Origin of the sequence: Streptomyces sp. NPDC006925 (assembly GCF_042869575.1) — a bacterium.
In the GTDB taxonomy this organism is placed as follows: Bacteria; Actinomycetota; Actinomycetes; order Streptomycetales; family Streptomycetaceae; genus Streptomyces.
In genome coordinates this window covers 108503-125308 of sequence record NZ_JBIAGB010000016.1, presented here as the reverse complement: position 1 = coordinate 125308, position 16806 = coordinate 108503, and the positions used below count along the sequence as shown (strand labels likewise).

General features: G+C 73.3%; 14 protein-coding genes. 3 read left to right on the top strand and 11 right to left on the bottom strand.

Annotated features, from left to right (window positions below; genetic code table 11):
- Nucleotides 1-133: 133 nt before the first annotated feature.
- Entirely contained in the window at nt 134-1726 is a 1593-nt protein-coding gene (locus ACFYNS_RS21610) for an alpha/beta fold hydrolase (protein ID WP_388604583.1), read from the top strand.
- A gap of 30 nt (nt 1727-1756) precedes the next feature.
- Here ACFYNS_RS21610 and ACFYNS_RS21605 read toward each other — a convergent pair whose 3' ends face one another.
- Together ACFYNS_RS21605 and ggt are read right to left on the bottom strand one after the other, a co-directional pair.
- Nucleotides 1757-4144: a protein kinase gene (locus tag ACFYNS_RS21605; protein ID WP_388604581.1), complete on the bottom strand. Its 2388-nt coding sequence runs from the start codon at nt 4142-4144 to the stop codon at nt 1757-1759.
- A 441-nt stretch (nt 4145-4585) separates the two neighbouring features.
- Nucleotides 4586-6382, bottom strand: a complete 1797-nt coding sequence (gene ggt / locus ACFYNS_RS21600) for a gamma-glutamyltransferase (RefSeq protein WP_388604615.1) — start codon at nt 6380-6382, stop codon at nt 4586-4588.
- Between the two features lie 268 nt (nt 6383-6650).
- On the opposite strand from ggt, the gene ACFYNS_RS21595 reads away from it, so the two are divergent.
- Nucleotides 6651-7373: a hypothetical protein gene (locus ACFYNS_RS21595; protein WP_360298900.1), complete on the top strand. Its 723-nt coding sequence runs from the start codon at nt 6651-6653 to the stop codon at nt 7371-7373.
- A gap of 12 nt (nt 7374-7385) precedes the next feature.
- Here the strand turns inward: ACFYNS_RS21595 and ACFYNS_RS21590 are convergent, their stop codons facing one another.
- The 5 genes from ACFYNS_RS21590 to ACFYNS_RS21570 form a co-directional block, all read right to left on the bottom strand.
- The gene (locus ACFYNS_RS21590) at nt 7386-8279 is read right to left on the bottom strand and encodes an amino acid ABC transporter permease (protein WP_360298902.1); all 894 of its coding nucleotides are present in this window, start codon (nt 8277-8279) and stop codon (nt 7386-7388) included.
- Nucleotides 8276-8920 carry an amino acid ABC transporter permease gene (locus ACFYNS_RS21585; protein WP_360298904.1) on the bottom strand — a complete coding sequence of 215 codons (645 nt, stop codon included), beginning with the start codon at nt 8918-8920 and terminating at the stop codon, nt 8276-8278. Before ACFYNS_RS21585 ends, ACFYNS_RS21590 begins: the two co-directional genes overlap by 4 nt.
- Before the next feature lie 19 nt (nt 8921-8939).
- Nucleotides 8940-9845, bottom strand: coding sequence for a glutamate ABC transporter substrate-binding protein (locus ACFYNS_RS21580; protein ID WP_388604613.1), 906 nt, complete (start codon nt 9843-9845; stop codon nt 8940-8942).
- A gap of 63 nt (nt 9846-9908) precedes the next feature.
- The gene (locus ACFYNS_RS21575; protein ID WP_360298907.1) at nt 9909-10646 is read right to left on the bottom strand and encodes an amino acid ABC transporter ATP-binding protein; all 738 of its coding nucleotides are present in this window, start codon (nt 10644-10646) and stop codon (nt 9909-9911) included.
- Between the two features lie 78 nt (nt 10647-10724).
- Nucleotides 10725-11168, bottom strand: coding sequence for a DUF6278 family protein (locus ACFYNS_RS21570; RefSeq protein ID WP_360298910.1), 444 nt, complete (start codon nt 11166-11168; stop codon nt 10725-10727).
- A 175-nt stretch (nt 11169-11343) separates the two neighbouring features.
- On the opposite strand from ACFYNS_RS21570, the gene ACFYNS_RS21565 reads away from it, so the two are divergent.
- Nucleotides 11344-13188 (top strand): SGNH/GDSL hydrolase family protein, encoded by a 1845-nt coding sequence (locus tag ACFYNS_RS21565; RefSeq protein ID WP_388604577.1) that lies wholly within the window; start codon nt 11344-11346, stop codon nt 13186-13188.
- 39 nt (nt 13189-13227) lie between these two features.
- Here ACFYNS_RS21565 and ACFYNS_RS21560 read toward each other — a convergent pair whose 3' ends face one another.
- The 4 genes from ACFYNS_RS21560 to ACFYNS_RS21545 all read right to left on the bottom strand — a co-directional run bounded on the left by ACFYNS_RS21560 (nt 13228) and on the right by ACFYNS_RS21545 (nt 16784).
- Nucleotides 13228-14007, bottom strand: a complete 780-nt coding sequence (locus tag ACFYNS_RS21560; protein WP_019357141.1) for an exodeoxyribonuclease III — start codon at nt 14005-14007, stop codon at nt 13228-13230.
- Between the two features lie 47 nt (nt 14008-14054).
- Complete coding sequence (locus ACFYNS_RS21555; RefSeq protein WP_388604575.1) at nt 14055-14732, bottom strand: MBL fold metallo-hydrolase; 678 nt, start codon at nt 14730-14732, stop codon at nt 14055-14057.
- A complete protein-coding gene (gene pcaC, locus ACFYNS_RS21550; protein ID WP_360298918.1) occupies nt 14722-16020 on the bottom strand; it encodes a 4-carboxymuconolactone decarboxylase in 1299 nt (432 codons plus the stop codon). Before pcaC ends, ACFYNS_RS21555 begins: the two co-directional genes overlap by 11 nt.
- A gap of 194 nt (nt 16021-16214) precedes the next feature.
- Nucleotides 16215-16784: a hypothetical protein gene (locus ACFYNS_RS21545; RefSeq protein WP_388604573.1), complete on the bottom strand. Its 570-nt coding sequence runs from the start codon at nt 16782-16784 to the stop codon at nt 16215-16217.
- Between the last annotated feature and the right edge of the window lie 22 nt (nt 16785-16806).

Here is a 16806-nt window from a genome sequence, read left to right as displayed (position 1 = left end):
CCGTACGGAGCGGCGAGCGGCCCGCCTCTTTACCCGTCCGTAACCTACTGGTGGGTTACCCCCGGTAGCCCAACCCGCTTACTCTCCAGTCACTTTCCCCCACCCGGGTCGCCGACGACATCTGGAGCAGTGCATGCACCCCTCCCCCACCTCCGTGCGGACCGCCTCGGCGCTCCTCGCCGGAACGCTCGCCGCCACCGGTCTGGCCGCAGCCCCCACCGCCGCCGCACAGCCCGCGCGAACCCCGGCAACCGCCTCCCTGCCGGACTTCGTCGACATCGAGGGCGCCGGCGGCATCACCCTCAAGGCGAACGTGCTCCTTCCCGCGGGCGCCTCCACCGGCGGCACCCGGCAGTACCCGCTGATCGTGCTGCCCACCAGTTGGGCCACCCCGCAGATCGAGTACTTCGCACAGGCCCGGAAGCTCGCCGACTCCGGGTATGTAGTGGTCACTTACAACTCGCGCGGCTTCTGGCAGTCCGGCGGCCGCATCGAGACCGGCGGGCCGAAGGACATCGCCGACGCCTCCCGCGTCATCGACTGGGCGCTGGCCCACACCCCGGCCGACGAGGACCGTATCGGCATGGGCGGAGTCTCCTACGGCGCCGGCATCAGCCTGCTGGCGGCCGGACACGATCCGCGGATCAAGGCGGTCACCGCGCTCAGCGGCTGGGCCGACCTGATCGGCGCCATCTACAGCGGCCGCACCCAGCACCTCCAGGCGGCCGGACTGCTCGGCGCCTCGGGTGAGCTCACCGGCCGCCCCAGCGCCGAACTACGGGAGATCCTGAAGAACTTCCGCTCCTCCAACCTGGACAAGGAGGACGAGATGATCGCGTGGGGAGAGAAGCGCTCCCCCGCGACCTACCTCGACCGGATCAACGACAACGGCGCCGCCATCATGCTCGGCAACGCCTGGAACGACTCGATCTTCCCGCCGAACCAGTACGCCGACTTCTACGAGAAGCTGCGCGGCCCCAAGCGGCTGGAGTTCCGCCCCGGCGACCACGCGACTGCCGAGGCGACCGGCCTGCTCGGGCTCCCCAACGACACCTGGTCGCACGCCAGGCGCTGGTTCGACCGCTACCTGAAGGGCGAGCGCAACGGCATCGCCACCGAAGCCCCCGTGCAGCTCAAGTCCCGCTCCGGCGGCGGCTACGAGGGCTTCGGCAGCTGGCGGGAGATCTCCAGCGGCCGCCGCACCGTCCCGCTGGACGGGACGAAGACGGTCTCCACCGGCAAGGACTCCGGCGCCAACGGCGGCACGGTACTGCTCACCGGCGTCCTCGACCAGTTCCTCAAGCTGCCACCCCTGGTGTACGTACCGCTGCTGCCGCGCTCCCGGGCCGCCGTATGGCAGTCGGAGCGCTACTGGGCAAAGACCGCGGTGCGCGGCACGACGACCCTGCACACGACGGTGGCCAGCAACAAGGCGAGCGGCACCTACTACGCCTACCTCTACGACGTCGGCCCGCTGGGCACCGGCAAGCTGATCACCCACGCCCCCTACACGTTCCACGACCGCACCCCCGGAAAGCCGTTCCCGGTGGATCTGGAGCTGTTCTCCACCGCGTACGACGTCCCCAGGGGCCACCGGCTCGCCGTCGTCGTCGACACGGTCGACCCGCTGTACGCCGAGTACAACCCGGACGGCGCCCGGCTGGAGTTCACCTCGCCCGCGCACGACCCCTCGCGGCTGACGGTGCCGACGCGCGGCAGGCACTGACCCTCCCGGCGGGTCCCGGCCGCGGCGGGGTCAGTCCGAACCGCCCCGGCGGTAGACGCGCCCCGCCCCGTCGGGCTCCCCGACCCGGGCGACCCGGATCGCGTCGCCGCCGACCGCGGTGATCCGCAGCGACTCGGCCGACGCCACGCACCCGGGCCCCGAGGCCCCGTCCACCCGGTCCGGCCCGTACGTCAGGGTGTCCTCCTCCGCACCGCCGAGGGTGTTCTCCCACACGCAGGACACGCCCGCGTGCTCCCCGGCCAGCCGTACGCTGGCGGTCCCGACCCGGCCGCGGCGCAGGGTGAGAGTGCGCTCCTCGCCCTGCGCCGTGGTCCCCTGCCACTCGCCCGCCATGCTGCGGGGCACCGGGGCCGCGGGGTCGCCCACCTTGCGCAGCTTCGCCGAGAGGGACCCGCTCGGATAGATCCAGGAGAGGGTGCCGTCGGTGCGCAGCCGCAGCTTCTGCTCCTGGTAGGGGGAGCAGGTCCTGGACGCGGGATGGCTGCCGGTGATCCGGCTGGTGATCCGCAGCCCCGTGTCGGCGCCGTCGAAGGCCACCAGTGTCGCCTCGCCCTCGCACATCATGTCGGCACGGATGTTGACGGTCTTGGCCACGACCTCGCCCTGCTCGCCCTGCCGGATCTCGAACCGCCGGGTGATCGTGGAGCCGTCGGCGTCCTGGACACTGCCCTGCCAGGCGCCCAGGTACCCCTTCGGCAGCGCGCCGCCCGGGGCCGGGCTGCCGATGTCCTCCGGCGACGGAGTTCCCGACCCGTCACCGGGGGACGCCTCCGCCGCGGCATCCGGCTGCTGCCGCGCGGTGTCCCCTCCGTTGTCGTACACGCGCAGCGCGACGAAGGTGCCGAGGCCGGACACCAGCGCCAGCACCACACCGAGCGCCCCCAGCAGCATGCCGCGCCCGTGCGCGCGCCCGGGCCGGGCCGCGGCCGAGTCGCGCACGGTGTACGGCGGCGTGGTGGGCCGGCCGGGGTCGGGGGGCTCGCCGCCGGGCGGAGGATGTGGGCCGACGGGCGCGGCCGGCGGTCCCGTGACGGTCCGCATGCCGTGCATCTGTTCCTCGCCGGGCGCCGGGGGCGGCACCCCGGCCCCGGACGCCGCGGCGGCCTGGTGCGGCCCGGCGTCCCCGGACACGCGCGGGCCTTCGGCGGCTTCGGGGCTGCCGTGGGCTCCGGCGCCTTCGGGGTCACCGGTCGCGGCGGTACCGCCGGAAGGGCGGGCTGCCGCGGGGTCGGTGCCCGCCGGCCGCAGCGGGGTGACGGCAGTGGCCGGAGAGCCGGTCGCCGGAGTGGCCGCCGGCTCGGACCCGGCCGGGCCGGTGCCGTCCGTCCCCGTGGCGCGCTCCTCCGGCGGCGAAGCGTCCGGCGCGGCCGGGGTCGGCGGCTCCGAGGGTTCCCGGTGCCCGGCGCCGGTAGCGGGCGGGACGGCGGGCGCCTCGGCGACCCGGGCCGCCGCTGCCCGGGCGCCGGGCACCTCCGCGTCCAGCAGACGTGCCGCGTGCCGGCCCAACTGGGCCACCAGACCTGCCGGGAGCCAGGGGTCGGCGGTCTCCGAACCGGACGCGCCGGGGCCGGGCTCGCCCTCGGGGTCCGCCGTCCGGTCCAGGATCTGCGGCAGCCCCGGCCGCTGCGCGGCGGACTTGGCCAGGCAGTCGGCGACCAGGTCCCGCAACTCTCCCGGAACGCCCGCCAGGTCGGGCTCCTCCTGGGTGATCCGGTACAACTGCACGTGCCCGGCGGCTCCGTCGCCCCCGAAGGGGGTGCGTCCCGTCGCGGCGAAGGCGAGCACCGAGCCGAGCGAGAAGATGTCGCTGCTCCCGGTCACCCGGTCGCCGCGCACCTGCTCGGGCGACATGAACCCGGGCGAGCCGACGACGGCGCCCGTCCGCGTCAGATGCGCGTCCGCCACGGTCTCCAGCGCCCGTGCGATACCGAAGTCGATGACGCGCGGGCCGTCGATGGTGACCAGAATGTTCGAGGGCTTCACATCCCGATGGACGAGCCCCGCCTCGTGGACCGCACCGAGCGCGCGGGCGAGCCGGTTGGCCAGGATGCGGAGGGTGCGCGCGGGCAGCGGCGTCCCCCGGTCGGCGACGGCCTCGTACAGCGTGATGCCCGGTATGTAACCGGTGGCGACCCAGGGCGGGTCCGCCTCGGTGTCCGCGTCCAGCACCGGCGCCGTCCACTCGCCGCCGACCCGGCGCGCTGCGCCGACCTCCTGCTCGAAGCGGTGCCGGAACTCGGCGTGTCCGGCCAGCTCCGGCCGGACCAGCTTGACGGCGACGGTACGGCCGCGCGGGGACTGGGCGAGATAGACGCTGCCCATCCCGCCTTCGCCGAGCCGCCCCAGCAGCCGGTACTGGCCGATGCGTTCAGGATCGTCCGCACGCAGGGACCTCATGCCCTCTCCCCCGGTCCGTTCGGCCGCGACGGGCCGTCACACAGCTTTGCAGAGCGATCGTACGGCCTGTGATCAGGCGGCAACCACGCACGGTGCACGCCGGTCCGTCCCGGTTCGGCGCTCCCGGCCCGTCCGGCCGGACGGGCCCGCGGGCGCACCTGCCGGACTCGTACGGACGACGCAGGGGGATACGGAGCACAGGGCGTACGCGAACCGGTCGGCAGCGGCGGTCGGGTGCGGAACGGGCCGCCGGGCGCGGGGCGTTGGGCTGCCGGCCGCCGGGCGGGGGTGTTGGGCTGCCGACCGCCGGGCGCGGGCCGCCTCCGGCCCGGAGCAGGCAGGGCGGCCGCTCCCGGTCGGCCGCCGGACGACCGAGCGGCCGGAGCCCGGCGGGCGGGAGGGCATCGCGGCCCCGCCCGCCGCCGGATCCGTGCCGGTCCGTCAGTGCCGTGCCGGGTGTACGACCATCGCCGAACCGCCGCCGCGGCGTTCCGGCTCGGCCGCCGCGCGCCAGTGTCCCCTCCCGGGCAGCCGTTGCACTCCGGTGACGGCGCCGATCTCCGCCGTCTCCTCGAACGAGTGCCCGAGCGCGGCCAGTCGGCGGCGTACCGGACTGTCCATCAGCGCGGGCTCGGCGACGGTCTTCGCCGTGTTCCGCTGGCTGGCGCGCGGCGCGGCGATGGCGTCGAGGAGCGGCATCCCGCGGTCGAGATGGTTGGTGAGGGTCTGCAGCACCGTCGTGATGATCGTCGATCCGCCCGGCGAGCCCAGCGCCAGCACCGGCTCGCCGTGCCGCAGGACGACGGTCGGCGACATCGAGGAGCGCGGACGCTTCCCCGGCCCGGGCAGGTTCGGATCGTGCACCCCGGGGGCGCTGGGCACGAACGAGAAATCGGTCAGCTCGTTGTTGAGCAGGAACCCCCGGCCCGGGACGGTGATGCCGCTGCCGCCGGTCTGCTCGATGGTGAGGGTGTAGGCGACGACGTTGCCCCACTTGTCGGCGACGGTCAGATGAGTGGTGTTCTCGCCCTCGTAGGTGGTGGGCGCCGCCTGGTCGGCGTCCCCGCGCTCGCAGGACTCCGGCCGCCGCGGGTCGCCCGGCGCCACCGGGCTCCGGAGGGCCGCGGCGTCGTCGATCAGACATTCCCGCGCGTCCGCGAACCGCTGCGAGGTCAGTCCCCTGGTCGGTACGTCCTCCTGGGCCGGGTCGCCCACCCAGCGGCCCCGGTCGGCGAAGGCGATGCGGCTCGCCTCCAGGTAGCGGTGCAGATACGCCTTCCGGCTCAGGGAACCCAGATCGCTGCGTTCGAGGATGTTGAGCGCCTCGGCGACGGTGGTGCCGCCGGACGAGGAGGGCGCCATGCCGTACACGTCCAGACCGCGGTAGGCGGTCCGGGTCGGGCGCTGGGAGAGCACCCGGTAGGCGCGCAGGTCCTCGGCCGTCAGATCGCCGGGCCGCACGGTGCGGTCCGTGCCCTCGGCCACGGGCGGCTTGCGCACGGCCTGTACGAGGTCGCGGCCGATTCCGCCGCGGTAGAGCGCGTCGGTGCCCTTGCGGGAGAGTTCCCGGTAGGTGTGGGCGAGGTCGGGGTTCCGCAGCCGGGAGCCGACCTCGGGCAGTTCACCGCCGGGCAGGAACAGCTTCGCTGTCGCCGGGAAGTCGCGGAAGCGGTCCTCGTTCTGCGCGGTCTGGTCGCGGAAGGTCCGGTCGACCGTGAAGCCGCGCCGCGCCAGTTCAGTCGCCGGGCGCAGCGCCTGGGCGAGCGACTTGGTGCCGTAGACGCGCAGCGCCTTCTCCCAGGTGGCGGCGGTGCCCGGGGTTCCGACGCCGAGGCCGCTGGTGACGGCCTGGTCGAAGGGGAGGGGTTCGCCGTCCTCGGTGAACAGGTTCCGGTCCGCGCTGCGGGGCGCCGTCTCACGGCCGTCGAGGGTGTGCACCCTGCGGGTGGCCGCGTCGTAGTACACGAAGTACCCGCCGCCGCCGATGCCCGCCGAGTACGGCTCGGTCACCCCGAGCGCCGCGGCTGTGGCCACCGCCGCGTCCGCCGCGTTGCCGCCGTTCTTGAGCACTCTGATGCCCGCCGCCGAGGCGTCGGCGTCCACGCTGGAGACGGCGCCCCCGTAGCCCGTCGCCACCGGGGACTTGCCGTGCGGGTGACCGTGCCCGGCCGGGTGCCGGTCGGGCTGGGCCGGCGCCGCGCCCAGCAGACCCGCCACCACGGCCCCGGTGCCGAGCATTGCGGCGAGACGGCGCGCCGTACGGCGGGGGCGGGCGGGTCCGGCTGCGGTGGGCCCGCCCGCGCGGGCGGGTGGGCCGTCGTCGGGGCGCGGCGGGTGGCCGGCGGGAGAGGGCGTCATGCGGGCCTCCTTGGGGCGTGCTCCGGGGAACGCGCGTGATCCGCGCAGCGTAGTGCGGTCGACTCGGCTGCGTCAGCACCCCGCGGCGAGCCGGACGGACGGCCACCCGGCCGGACTCCGCCGTTCCGAGGGCCTACGCTGCGCCCCCATGGACGAGAACCTGAGAGAGCTCGCACTCGGACTGATCGCCGCCGCGCTCACGGCAGCCGCGGGCTGGCTGGCCCGCAGCTCCCTGTGGCGCCGCGTACTCCACCGCAAGCAGCGCTTCTTCGGGATGCCGGAGAACTCCTCCTGCCTGCTCGTGGTCAACCGGGATCCGGGCGTCGAGGAGTGGAAGGTGGCGCCCGACGACGTGTTCGCGCTGCTGGAGCTGTCCGGCATCATCAAGGACTGCGGTGCCCGGGCGGACATCGTCGGGCACGACACGACCCGCCAGGGGTTCGGCGAACGCACCGAGTTCTGCCTGGGCGGCCCGGCCTCCAACCGGCGCACCGCCGCGCATCTGCAGTCGCTGCTGCCGGGGGTCTCGGTGGTCATGGACGGCGAGGCGCCGGGGGTCTTCGCCATCGGCAGCGACCGCTACCGGGCGGAGAAGGGGACGGTCGAACATGTGCTGCTGGCCCGGCTGACCGGGAACCAGGACGGGCCCGGGGCACGGCCGGTCTTCCTCATATGCGGGCAGCGGCCCGTCGACAACCAGGCCGCCGCCCGGTATCTGGTGCGCCACCATGCGAAGCTGGCCCGCAAGCACGGCCGCAACGGCACCTTCTGTCTGCTGCTGAAGGTCGTCAACTCGCGGGCGTACGGGCCGGATGTGGTCGAACTGGTCGCCGACGTGACCCGCGCGGCGACGGCGCCGGCGGCGGAGTGAGGCGGGCGGTGCTCACGGTTCGGAGCCGGGCATGGTGGGGGCGGCTTCGGCGGGAGCCACCGGGACGGCCTCGTTCTTGACGTTGCCGCGCTCGCGCCGTGCGACCCAGTTGGCGAACCAGGACAGCAGCATGCACAGTCCGATGTAGACCGTCGAGATCACGATCACGACGGGGATGAACGGCATGGTGTAGTCCATGTTGATGGCGATCAGCCGCCCCGCGTGCAGGAACTCCTCGTAGGTGATCAGGTATCCGAGCGAGGTGTCCTTGAGTGCGACGACGAGCTGGCTGATGATCGCCGGCAACATGGCCCGCACCGCCTGCGGCACCAGGACATGCACCATGACCTGGGTCTTGCGCATCCCGAGGGCGTAGGCGGCCTCCCGCTGGCCGCGGTCGACGGAGAGTACACCGGAGCGGAAGACCTCCGCGAGCACGGAGCCGTTGTAGAGGGTCAGCCCGGTCACCAGGGCCGGCAGCGGCCGGACCTCCAGGGCGACGAAGACGAAGAAGATCATGACCAGTACGGGCATCGCCCGGAAGAACTCCACCAGCAGGGTGCTGCACCATCGCACCGGCCGGTGCGCGGAGAGCCGTCCGGCGGCCAGCAGGCCGCCCAGGGCCAGCGCCAGGACGGCCGCCAGTGCGAAGGCCTTGAGGGTGTTGCCGAGACCGCGCAGCAGCAGTTCCTGGATCCCCGTGTAGCCGAAGGGCCGCCACTTGACGAAGGCGAACTGCCCGGTCACGACGAGCAGCTGGACCACCCAGGCCACCAGCGCCGCGAGGGCGAGAGCCGTCAGGACCCCGTAGAGCAGGTGCCGGGCCCGCGCCTTGGGGCCGGGGATGTCGTAGAGCGCGGAGGGTGCCGGCGGCGCGTGCCGCCGGGAGCGGAAGCGGGGGCTCACCGGGCCACCCCCCAGCGCCGCTCCATGGCGTGGAAGAGCGCGCTGATCGACAGGGTCAGGATCAGATAGCCGACCGCGATCCACACGAAGCTCCAGATCACGCTGTACCCGTTCTCGCTGAGCGTCTTGTAGGTGCTCAGCAGTTCCACGACGCTGAAGGAGCCGGCGATCGCGGAGTTCTTGGCGAGCGCGATCAGGGTGGAGCCGATCGGCGCGATGACGGTGCGGAAGGCCTGCGGCAGGACGACGGCGCCCAGCGTCTGTCCGAAGGTCATCCCCAGGCTGCGGGCCGCCTCGCCCTGCCCCACCGGCACCGTGTTGATGCCCGAGCGCACCGCCTCGCAGATGAACGCGGAGGTGTAGCAGCCCAGTGCCAGCACCGCGAACAGCTCGAACGGCAGCGCGACGCCGAAGCGGGGCAGTCCCAGCAGCAGGGCGAAGAACAGCAGCGTCAGCGGGGTGTTGCGCAACACCGTCACCCAGCTGGTGCCGACGGCGCGCAGCGCGCGCACCGGCGCCACCCGGAATCCGGCCGTCAGCACGCCGACGGCCAGCGCCAGCAGCGAGGAGTAGAGGGTCAGCCGCACGGTCCCCCAGAAGCCCTCGCCGTAGAGGGAGAAGTTCTCTGTCAGTACGTCCATGAGACTGTTCGCACTCCTCTCAGCGCGTCAGCGCGGGATCGACACGGGGCGGCCGCGGTGCGGGGCGGCCGGAGAGGCCGAGCGTGACGTCGTAGGCCCGCTTCCAGTCGCCGTTCCGCTCCCGTGCCACGAGGGCCTGATCCAGCGCGCGGGCCAGCGCCCGGTCCCGGCGGGGCACGCCGATGCCGTACGGCTCCTCGGAGAACGCCCTGCCGACCACCTTCAGCTGCGCCGGGTCCTTGGCCGCGTAGCCCAGCAGGATGGTGTCGTCCGTGGTGACCGCGTCGACCTGGTGGTTGAGGAGGTTGTCCACGCAGATGGCATAGCTGTCGTAGGCGACCGCGTCGGCACCGGGGTAGTCGGACTGGACGCGCTGCAGCGGGGTGGAGCCGACCGCCGAGCAGATCTTCCGGCCGGCCATCCCGCCGGGGCCGGTGAGCTGCTTCTCGTCCCGGCGCACCAGCAGCCGCTGCCCGGCGATGTAGTAGGGCCCGGCGAAGCCGACGAGCTTCTTGCGGCCCTCGTTGATGGTGTAGGTACCGACGTAGTAGTCGATCTGGCCGTTCTGCAGGGCGGTTTCCCGGTTCGCGGAGGCGATGGCCTTGTAGGTGATCTGCCGGTCCGGATCGAAGCCGAGCGAGGCCGCCGTCATCTCGGCGATCTCGATGTCGAAGCCGCTGTACACGCCGGTGGCCGGGTTCTTCTCCCCCATCCCCGGCTGGTCCTCCTTGACGCCGATCGTCAGCTTCCCGCTGCGGTGCGCGCTCCGCCAGGTGGGCGAGGCGGGCAGCGAGAAGTCCCGGTCGACGGCGTAGTGCGGGAGGCTGCCGGGCTGCGGGCCGCGGGCGGGAGGGCTGCCGGAGGCTCCGCACCCGGCGACGGCGAGCAGCAGCCCGGCGGCCAGGCAGCGGGCGAGGCGGTGCACGGCACCCCGGCGGGAGGCACGGGTACCGGTGGACGGAGCAGGCGTGGGCACGACCGGGCCCCCTCAGTGCTGGAGGATCTTGGCGAGGAAGTCCTTGGCGCGCTCGCTGCGGGGCGCGGTGAAGAACTCGCCCGGGGCGCGGTCCTCGACGATCCGGCCGTCGGCCATGAACACCACGCGGTTCGCCGCCGAGCGGGCGAAGCCCATCTCGTGGGTGACCACGACCATGGTCATGCCGTCCCGGGCGAGTTGCTGCATGACCTCCAGGACCTCGCTGATCATCTCCGGGTCGAGCGCGGAGGTGGGCTCGTCGAAGAGCAGCGCCTGCGGATCCATGGCCAGGGCGCGCGCGATGGCCACCCGCTGCTGCTGGCCGCCCGAGAGCTGCGCCGGGTACTTGTCCGCGTGCTCGGCCAGTCCGACCCTGCGCAGCAGTTCACGGGCCTGCGCGTGCGCCGCGTCCTTCTTCCTGCCGCGCACCTTCAGCGGCGCGAGCGCCACATTGTCCAGCACGGTCCGGTGCGCGAAGAGGTTGAAGGACTGGAAAACCATGCCGACTTCGCTGCGCAGCCGGGCCAGCTCCCGGCCCTCCTCCGGGAGGGGGCGGCCCGCCAGGGTGATGGTGCCGGACCCGATGGTCTCCAGGCGGTTGATGGTGCGGCACAGCGTCGACTTGCCGGAGCCCGACGGTCCGATGACGACGACGACCTCGCCGCGGCCGACGGTGAGGTCGATGTCCCTGAGCACGTGCTGCGTGCCGTAGTGCTTGTTGACTCCGCGCAGCTCGATCAGCGGTTCCATAGGGAACGGAAACTATCGGGCCGAATGGGTCATCACCGGGATGACACGCACGCGAAGCGACATACCCGTCGGAGTGCGTCAGTCCTCACTGACCTCGGCGTACGCCTGGGACAGCTCCGGCGAGCCCGTCTCGGCCCAGTTGGTGCCCTCCTCCAGCACGTCCGCCTCCCGTCCGGACGGCAGCCGCACCACCGGCTGCCCGTTCGGCCACCGCACCCAGCGGGCTCCCGGCACCGACCGCACCATCACGGTCCCCAGGTAGAGCCCGGCGTCCGTGCCGAGCCACGGGGTGACCTCGGGGTCCTCGCGCCAGTGCGGCAGCAGCTGGTCCAGCGCGGCCAGGGACTCCACCGAGTCGTCGAGTTCGACACCCGCCCCGCGAGCCTGCTCGCGCAGGAGTTCGCACTCGGAGAGGAGCTGCGCCGCGTCCTCCGGATCCTCCGACAGCCGGCGGCTCGATGCGACCGCCCCCTCGGCATCCGGGTGGGGCTTGCGCCAGTTGTCCAGAAAGGGGAAGTGCATGCGCATCAGCGTGGCATCCTCGCGCCCGTGGGCACTATAGGCGCGCTGGGTGCGAAGCCCGGCCGGTTTGGGCCGCCGGACACCTTGACGCCGCGTCAGGGCCTCTCTAACTTCACCCCGCCTCGGTGGAATCCGGGGTGCACGCAGCAGTCGGAGTCCCACGAGAGGGCATCACGTGCGCAGACGTACCTGGACCCGGTCCCTCACCGTCCTGGTGGCCGCCGTGGCCGCGACGGCACCGACCCTGGTGGCAACGGCCACCGCGCAGCAGAGCACCCGGCAGACGGCGCCCGCCGGCCCCGGCGCCGAGCGGCCGCTCCCCCTGGAACGCCTCTACGACAACCGTGCGGTCAGCGACGACACCGCACCGGACGCCGCCGACTTCGACGGTGCCGGACGCTCCCTCTCCGCGCAGGACCTCAAGGCCGCGGGCTGGGGGCCCGGCGCCCGGCTGGACCTGGACGCGGCCGAACTCCGCTGGCCGGACCGGGCACCCGGCCGCCCCGACAACGTCCGCGCGGACGGGCAGCGGGTGCGGGTCGGCGGCCGGGGCGAAGCGCTCACGTTCCTGGTGGCCGCCACCTCCCCGCACGGCCCGGCGAACGCCGCGGGCGGCAAGGGCACCGTCCGGTACCGGGACGGATCCCGGAGCAGCTACACGCTCACCGCCGGCGACTGGCGCGGCGGTCCGCTGGCCACCAAGGCCGTCGCACTGCCCCACCTCAACACCCGGCAGGGCGGGCAGGTCGCGGAGAAGGCGCGGCTCTACGCGGTCACCGTGCCCCTGGAGCACGGCCGCACGGTCGGTTCGGTCACTCTTCCCCGGGACCCGGGCGCCGACGCCGACCTGCACGTCTTCGACCTCGCCGTGCGGCCCGAGGCCACCGAGTGGACGGGGAGCTGGTCCGCCGGTACCGGCGGCTACACCGGCACCGGCGAGTGGCGGGACCGGACGCTGCGGCTGGTCGTGCACACCTCGGCGGGCGGCCCCCGGGCGCGGATCCGCCTGGAGAACACCTTCGCCGCGCAGCCGGTCCGGATCGGGCACGCCTCGATCGCCGTGCAGAAGAACGGCGCCGCCGCACACCGGCGACCGACCCCGCTCACCTTCGACGGCGGCCGTCCCGGCACCCGGATCCCGGCCGGGGCACGCGCCGTCAGCGATCCCGTGGGCTTCGACGTGCCCTCGGAGACCAATCTGCTGGTGAGCATCCATCTGCCCGGCCCGGTCTCCGCGGCTCCGGTGCACAGCGTGGCGCAGCAGCGGTCGTATCTGAGCGAGGACGGCAGCGGCGACCGCACCGGCGAGACCGGCGGGTCGGCCTTCACCGGTTCGCTGTCCCGGTGGCCGTTCCTGACCGGCGTCGACGTGCGGGGCGGCCCCGGCTCGGTCGTCACCCTCGGGGACTCCATCACGGACGGCGTCCGTTCCACGGAGGGGGCCAACCGGCGCTGGCCGGACGTGCTGGCCGGGCGGCTGCTGGCGCAGAGCAGGGTGCCGCGGCTCGGGGTGCTCAACGAGGGCATCTCCGCCAACCGCATCGTCACCGACCGCTATCCCGGCGACGGCGTCAGCAGCGACACCGCGGGGGTGAGCGCGCAGCACCGGCTGGAGCGGGACGTGCTGGCCCAGACCAATGTGCGGACGGTGGTGCTCTTCGAAGGCATCAACGACGTGCGCTGGGGTGCCTCGGCCGAGCAGGTGATCGCGGGGATGAAGGCGATCGCCGCGCGGGCGGCCGAGCGCGGGACGCGGGTCGTGGTGGCGACGATCACGCCGTGTGAGGGCTACCACGACTGCACGGCGGAGGTCGAGGCCAAGCGGGCGAAGGTCAACGCCTTCGTCCGGGACAACGGCGGCCGCTTCGACGCCGTCCTGGACTTCGACAAGGTGGTGCGGGACCCCTCCCACCCGGAGCGGATGGCGCCCAAGTACGACTCGGGCGACCATCTGCACCCCGGTGACGCGGGACTGCGCGCCCTCGGCGAGTCGGTCGACCTGCGGCTGCTCGCGGGCTGAACCGCACCGCCGGGGACCCGGCCGGGGAGCGTGGGAGCGTCACACCTCCAGATCGACGACCACCGGAGCGTGGTCGGAGGCGCCCTTGCCCTTCCTGGCCTCCCGGTCGACGTAGGCGTCCGAGACCGCGGTGGTGAACGCCTCGTTGCCGTAGACGAGGTCGATCCGCATGCCGCGGTTCTTCGGGAAGCAGAGCTGCCGGTAGTCCCAGTAGGTGAACGGCACGTCGTACTTGAGCGGACGCGGGTGGACGTCCGAGACGCCCGCCGCCTCCAGGGCGGCGAGCGCCTCCCGCTCCCGGGCGGTCACGTGGGTGGCGCCCTCGAACTCGGCGATGTCCCAGACGTCCTCGTCGGTCGGCGCGATGTTGAAGTCGCCCAGCACCGCGAACGGCGTCGCGGCCGAGGCGAACTTCTCCGCCGCGTCCCGCAGGGCCGCCAGCCACTCCAGCTTGTACTCGTAGTGCGGGTGCCCCACCTCGCGCCCGTTGGGTACGTACAGCGACCACACGCGCACCCCGCCGCAGGTGGCCGCGGCGGCGCGGGCCTCGACGGCGCCTTCCCAGGCGGGCGCGCCGGGCAGGCCCAGCGCCGGGTCCTCGATGCCCACCCGGGAGAGGACCGCGACACCGTTCCAGCGGCCCTGCGCGCTGACGACCGACTCGTAGCCGAGCGCGCGCAGCTCCTGCTGCGGGAAGGCGTCGTCGGACACCTTGAGCTCCTGCAGGCAGAGCACGTCGGGCTGGGCGGACTCCAGCCACTGCGTCAGGCGGGGCAGTCTGGCCGTTATCGAGTTGACGTTCCAGGTGGCAATTCGCATGCGGACTCCGTCGGGGTCACGGGGGTCGTCCCCCGGCAGAATGCAGGCTACCGCGCCAGTCGGACACTCTCGCCGGGCCGGAGCTGGTTGTGCGCCGCGCCACCCGTTCCGGGGCCGCCCTCGCCGAGCATCCGGCCGAAGAACGCCAGCCCGAGGTCGCCCAGCAGGCCGTCGTGGACGTCGTAGACCTGCGCGGGGCTGACGGTGCGCACGTAGTCCAGCACCTCGGCGTACTTGTTCCAGGGCGCGTACACCGGCAGCAGCAGCGTCTTGACGGGCCGCTCGGGGACGGTGAGCGCGTCGCCGGGGTGGAAGACCAGCCCGTCGACGACGAAGCCGATGTTGGTGATCTGCGGGATGTCGGGGTGGATGACCGCGTGCAGCTCCCCGTGCACCTCGACCTCGAACCCGGCCGCCTCGAACGTGTCACCGTGGCCCACGGTGTGGACGCGGCCCGGGAAGGCGCCGGAGAGCTGTTCGGCGACGCTGCGCAGCGTCCAGATCTTCGCCTCCGGGTTGGCCTCCATGGCGGCACGCAGCCGCAGCTCGTCGAAGTGGTCGGGGTGCTCGTGCGTGACGAGCAGCGCGTCCGCGCCCAGCCCGGCCTCCTGCTCGCTGTAGCCGCCCGGGTCGATGACGAGGGTGCGGCCGTCCTTCTCCAGCCGGACGCTGGCGTGGCCCTGCTTGGTGAGCTTCAGCGCGGTGGCGTTGGCATCAGTTCCCATGGGGCTCATTCTCCTCCCGGGGCTGCCGGTGGTCCTCCGGGGTGGTCTCCTCCCGGATCACCCGCTGGGCGACGGCGAACGCCGAGTTGGCCGCGGGCACCCCGCAGTAGACGGCGGTCTGCAGCAGCACCTCCTTGATCTCGGCGGGGGTCAGCCCGTTGCGCAGCGCGGCCCGGACGTGGAAGGCCAGCTCCTCCAGATGGCCGCGGGCCACCAGCGCGGTCAGCGTGATCACCGAGCGGGTGCGCCGGTCGACACCGGTACGGGTCCACACCTCGCCCCAGGCGTACCGGGTGACGAAGTTCTGGAAGTCCTCGGTGAAGTCGTCGGCCTGCTCCAGGGAGCGGTCCACATGGGCGTCGCCGAGCACCTCGCGGCGCACCTTCATCCCCGCGTCGTAGGAGTCGGTGCGCAGCGCCGCCGCCACGCCGGACTCCAGCTCGGCGACCGCGGACGCCTGCGGCGGTACGGGGCTGATGACGGGAGCCGGGGCGGGCGGGCCGGCGGCCGAATCCTGCCAGGTGGTGGTGAAGTGCCGGATGAGCAGGTCGGTGACGGCCCCGGGCTGCTCGACCGGCGTCAGATGCGAGGCGCCGGGCACGATCGCGAGCCGCGCATCGGGGATGCCCGCGACCAGCGCCCGGGCCTCGGCGGGCGGGGTGACCTGGTCCTCGGCTCCGGCCATGACCAGCGTGCCCACCCCTATGCGGTCCAGCGAGTCCTTGACATCGAAGGAGGCCAGCGCCTCGCAGGCGGCGATGTAGCAGCCCGGGTCGGTGGTGCGGACCATCTGCACCGCCCACTCGACGATGGCGGGCTGCGCGGCGGCGAAGCCGGGGGTGAACCAGCGGTCGGGAGTGGTGCGGGCGATCGGGTCGAGCCCGTTGGTCCGGATGACGACCCCGCGCTGCCGCCAGCTGTCCGCCGTGGCGAACCGGGGCGAGGAGGAGATCAGCGCGAGCGAGGTGACACGCTGCGGGGCCCGCAGCGCGAGCTGGATGCCGATCGCGCCGCTGAAGGAGCAGCCCGCGTAGCCGAAGCGCTCGATGCCCAGCTGGTCGAGGGTGGCCAGCAGCCGCTCGGCGTAGGCGTCGGCCGAGTCGGCGGAGTAGGCCGGGGAGCCGCCGTGCCCGGGCAGGTCGAATCTGAGCACCCGCCAGTTCCGGGTCAACTCGGGGATCTGCCGGTCCCACATGTGCCAGGTGGTGCCGAGGGCGGGGCCGAGGACGAGTACGGGCGCGTTGTCGGGCCCGTCGGTCCGGTGCTGCAGCGTCTGGGCGGGGGTCACCGTGCTTCACCTCGAGCTGACGTGCGGGGCGGGTTGGGGGAGGGGCGGCCGTTACTCACGCGTGCACGCTATCGAGCGGCGGGCGGTCCGCACTCCTCGGGGGCGCCCGCTCCGAGGCGCACGGCGCATCCGTGGCGGCAGCGTGCGCGGGGCGTGCGGAGCACGCGCGGAGTCCGTGGAGAAGACGTGCGGACTCAGAACTCGGCGGTGGAGACGACGTAGACGCGGGGTCTGCTCTCGTACGTCGTGTCCACGGTGATCACCAGGTCGGGCTCGCTCCCGGGTTGGTCGAGGCGCAGGCTCCGGTAGTGGCTGCTGGGCTCGTCGAACCGCCAGCCGACCACTCTGGCCTTCCGCCCGCTGATGGCGACCTCGCCCTCGGTCAGCTCGGCGCGGCTGCTCCCGATGTCCTCCAGGAACTCGGTGAGCCGCTTGGGGCTGGTACGGAACTGCACCCACATGGTGCTCTTCTGCCAAGCGTTCGCCTCGTAGAAGGCCACCCGAGTCGAGGAGACCGGCACCGGGACGCTGTAGACCCGCTGGCTGACCTTGGGGGGCCGCGCGTAGGTGAGGCTGGTCGCAGCGGCGGCGCGCTCCTTGTCCTTGCCGCTGGCGCGGCTCTTGAACGCCGACTGCACCAGGTAACCGGCCGGCAGCGCGATGAGCAGCACCACGATCACCAGTACGGCGAGGCGGTGGCGGGGCCGGTGCGGGGGGCGCTCGCGGGGCTCGGAGGGGCGGGGGCTGGCGTCGGTGTGCGGCATGGCGCTGGGCGTCTCGGAGGGT

Coding starts and splice junctions, on each gene's coding strand:
- ggt (WP_388604615.1), bottom strand. CDS start 6,382: ATGCTCGGCACCGGGGCCGTGGTGGCGGGTCTGCTGGGCGCGGCGCCG.
- ACFYNS_RS21595 (WP_360298900.1), top strand. CDS start 6,651: ATGGACGAGAACCTGAGAGAGCTCGCACTCGGACTGATCGCCGCCGCG.
- ACFYNS_RS21610 (WP_388604583.1), top strand. CDS start 134: ATGCACCCCTCCCCCACCTCCGTGCGGACCGCCTCGGCGCTCCTCGCC.
- ACFYNS_RS21575 (WP_360298907.1), bottom strand. CDS start 10,646: ATGGAACCGCTGATCGAGCTGCGCGGAGTCAACAAGCACTACGGCACG.
- ACFYNS_RS21555 (WP_388604575.1), bottom strand. CDS start 14,732: ATGGGAACTGATGCCAACGCCACCGCGCTGAAGCTCACCAAGCAGGGC.
- ACFYNS_RS21570 (WP_360298910.1), bottom strand. CDS start 11,168: ATGCACTTCCCCTTTCTGGACAACTGGCGCAAGCCCCACCCGGATGCC.
- ACFYNS_RS21605 (WP_388604581.1), bottom strand. CDS start 4,144: ATGAGGTCCCTGCGTGCGGACGATCCTGAACGCATCGGCCAGTACCGG.
- ACFYNS_RS21545 (WP_388604573.1), bottom strand. CDS start 16,784: ATGCCGCACACCGACGCCAGCCCCCGCCCCTCCGAGCCCCGCGAGCGC.
- ACFYNS_RS21585 (WP_360298904.1), bottom strand. CDS start 8,920: ATGGACGTACTGACAGAGAACTTCTCCCTCTACGGCGAGGGCTTCTGG.
- ACFYNS_RS21560 (WP_019357141.1), bottom strand. CDS start 14,007: ATGCGAATTGCCACCTGGAACGTCAACTCGATAACGGCCAGACTGCCC.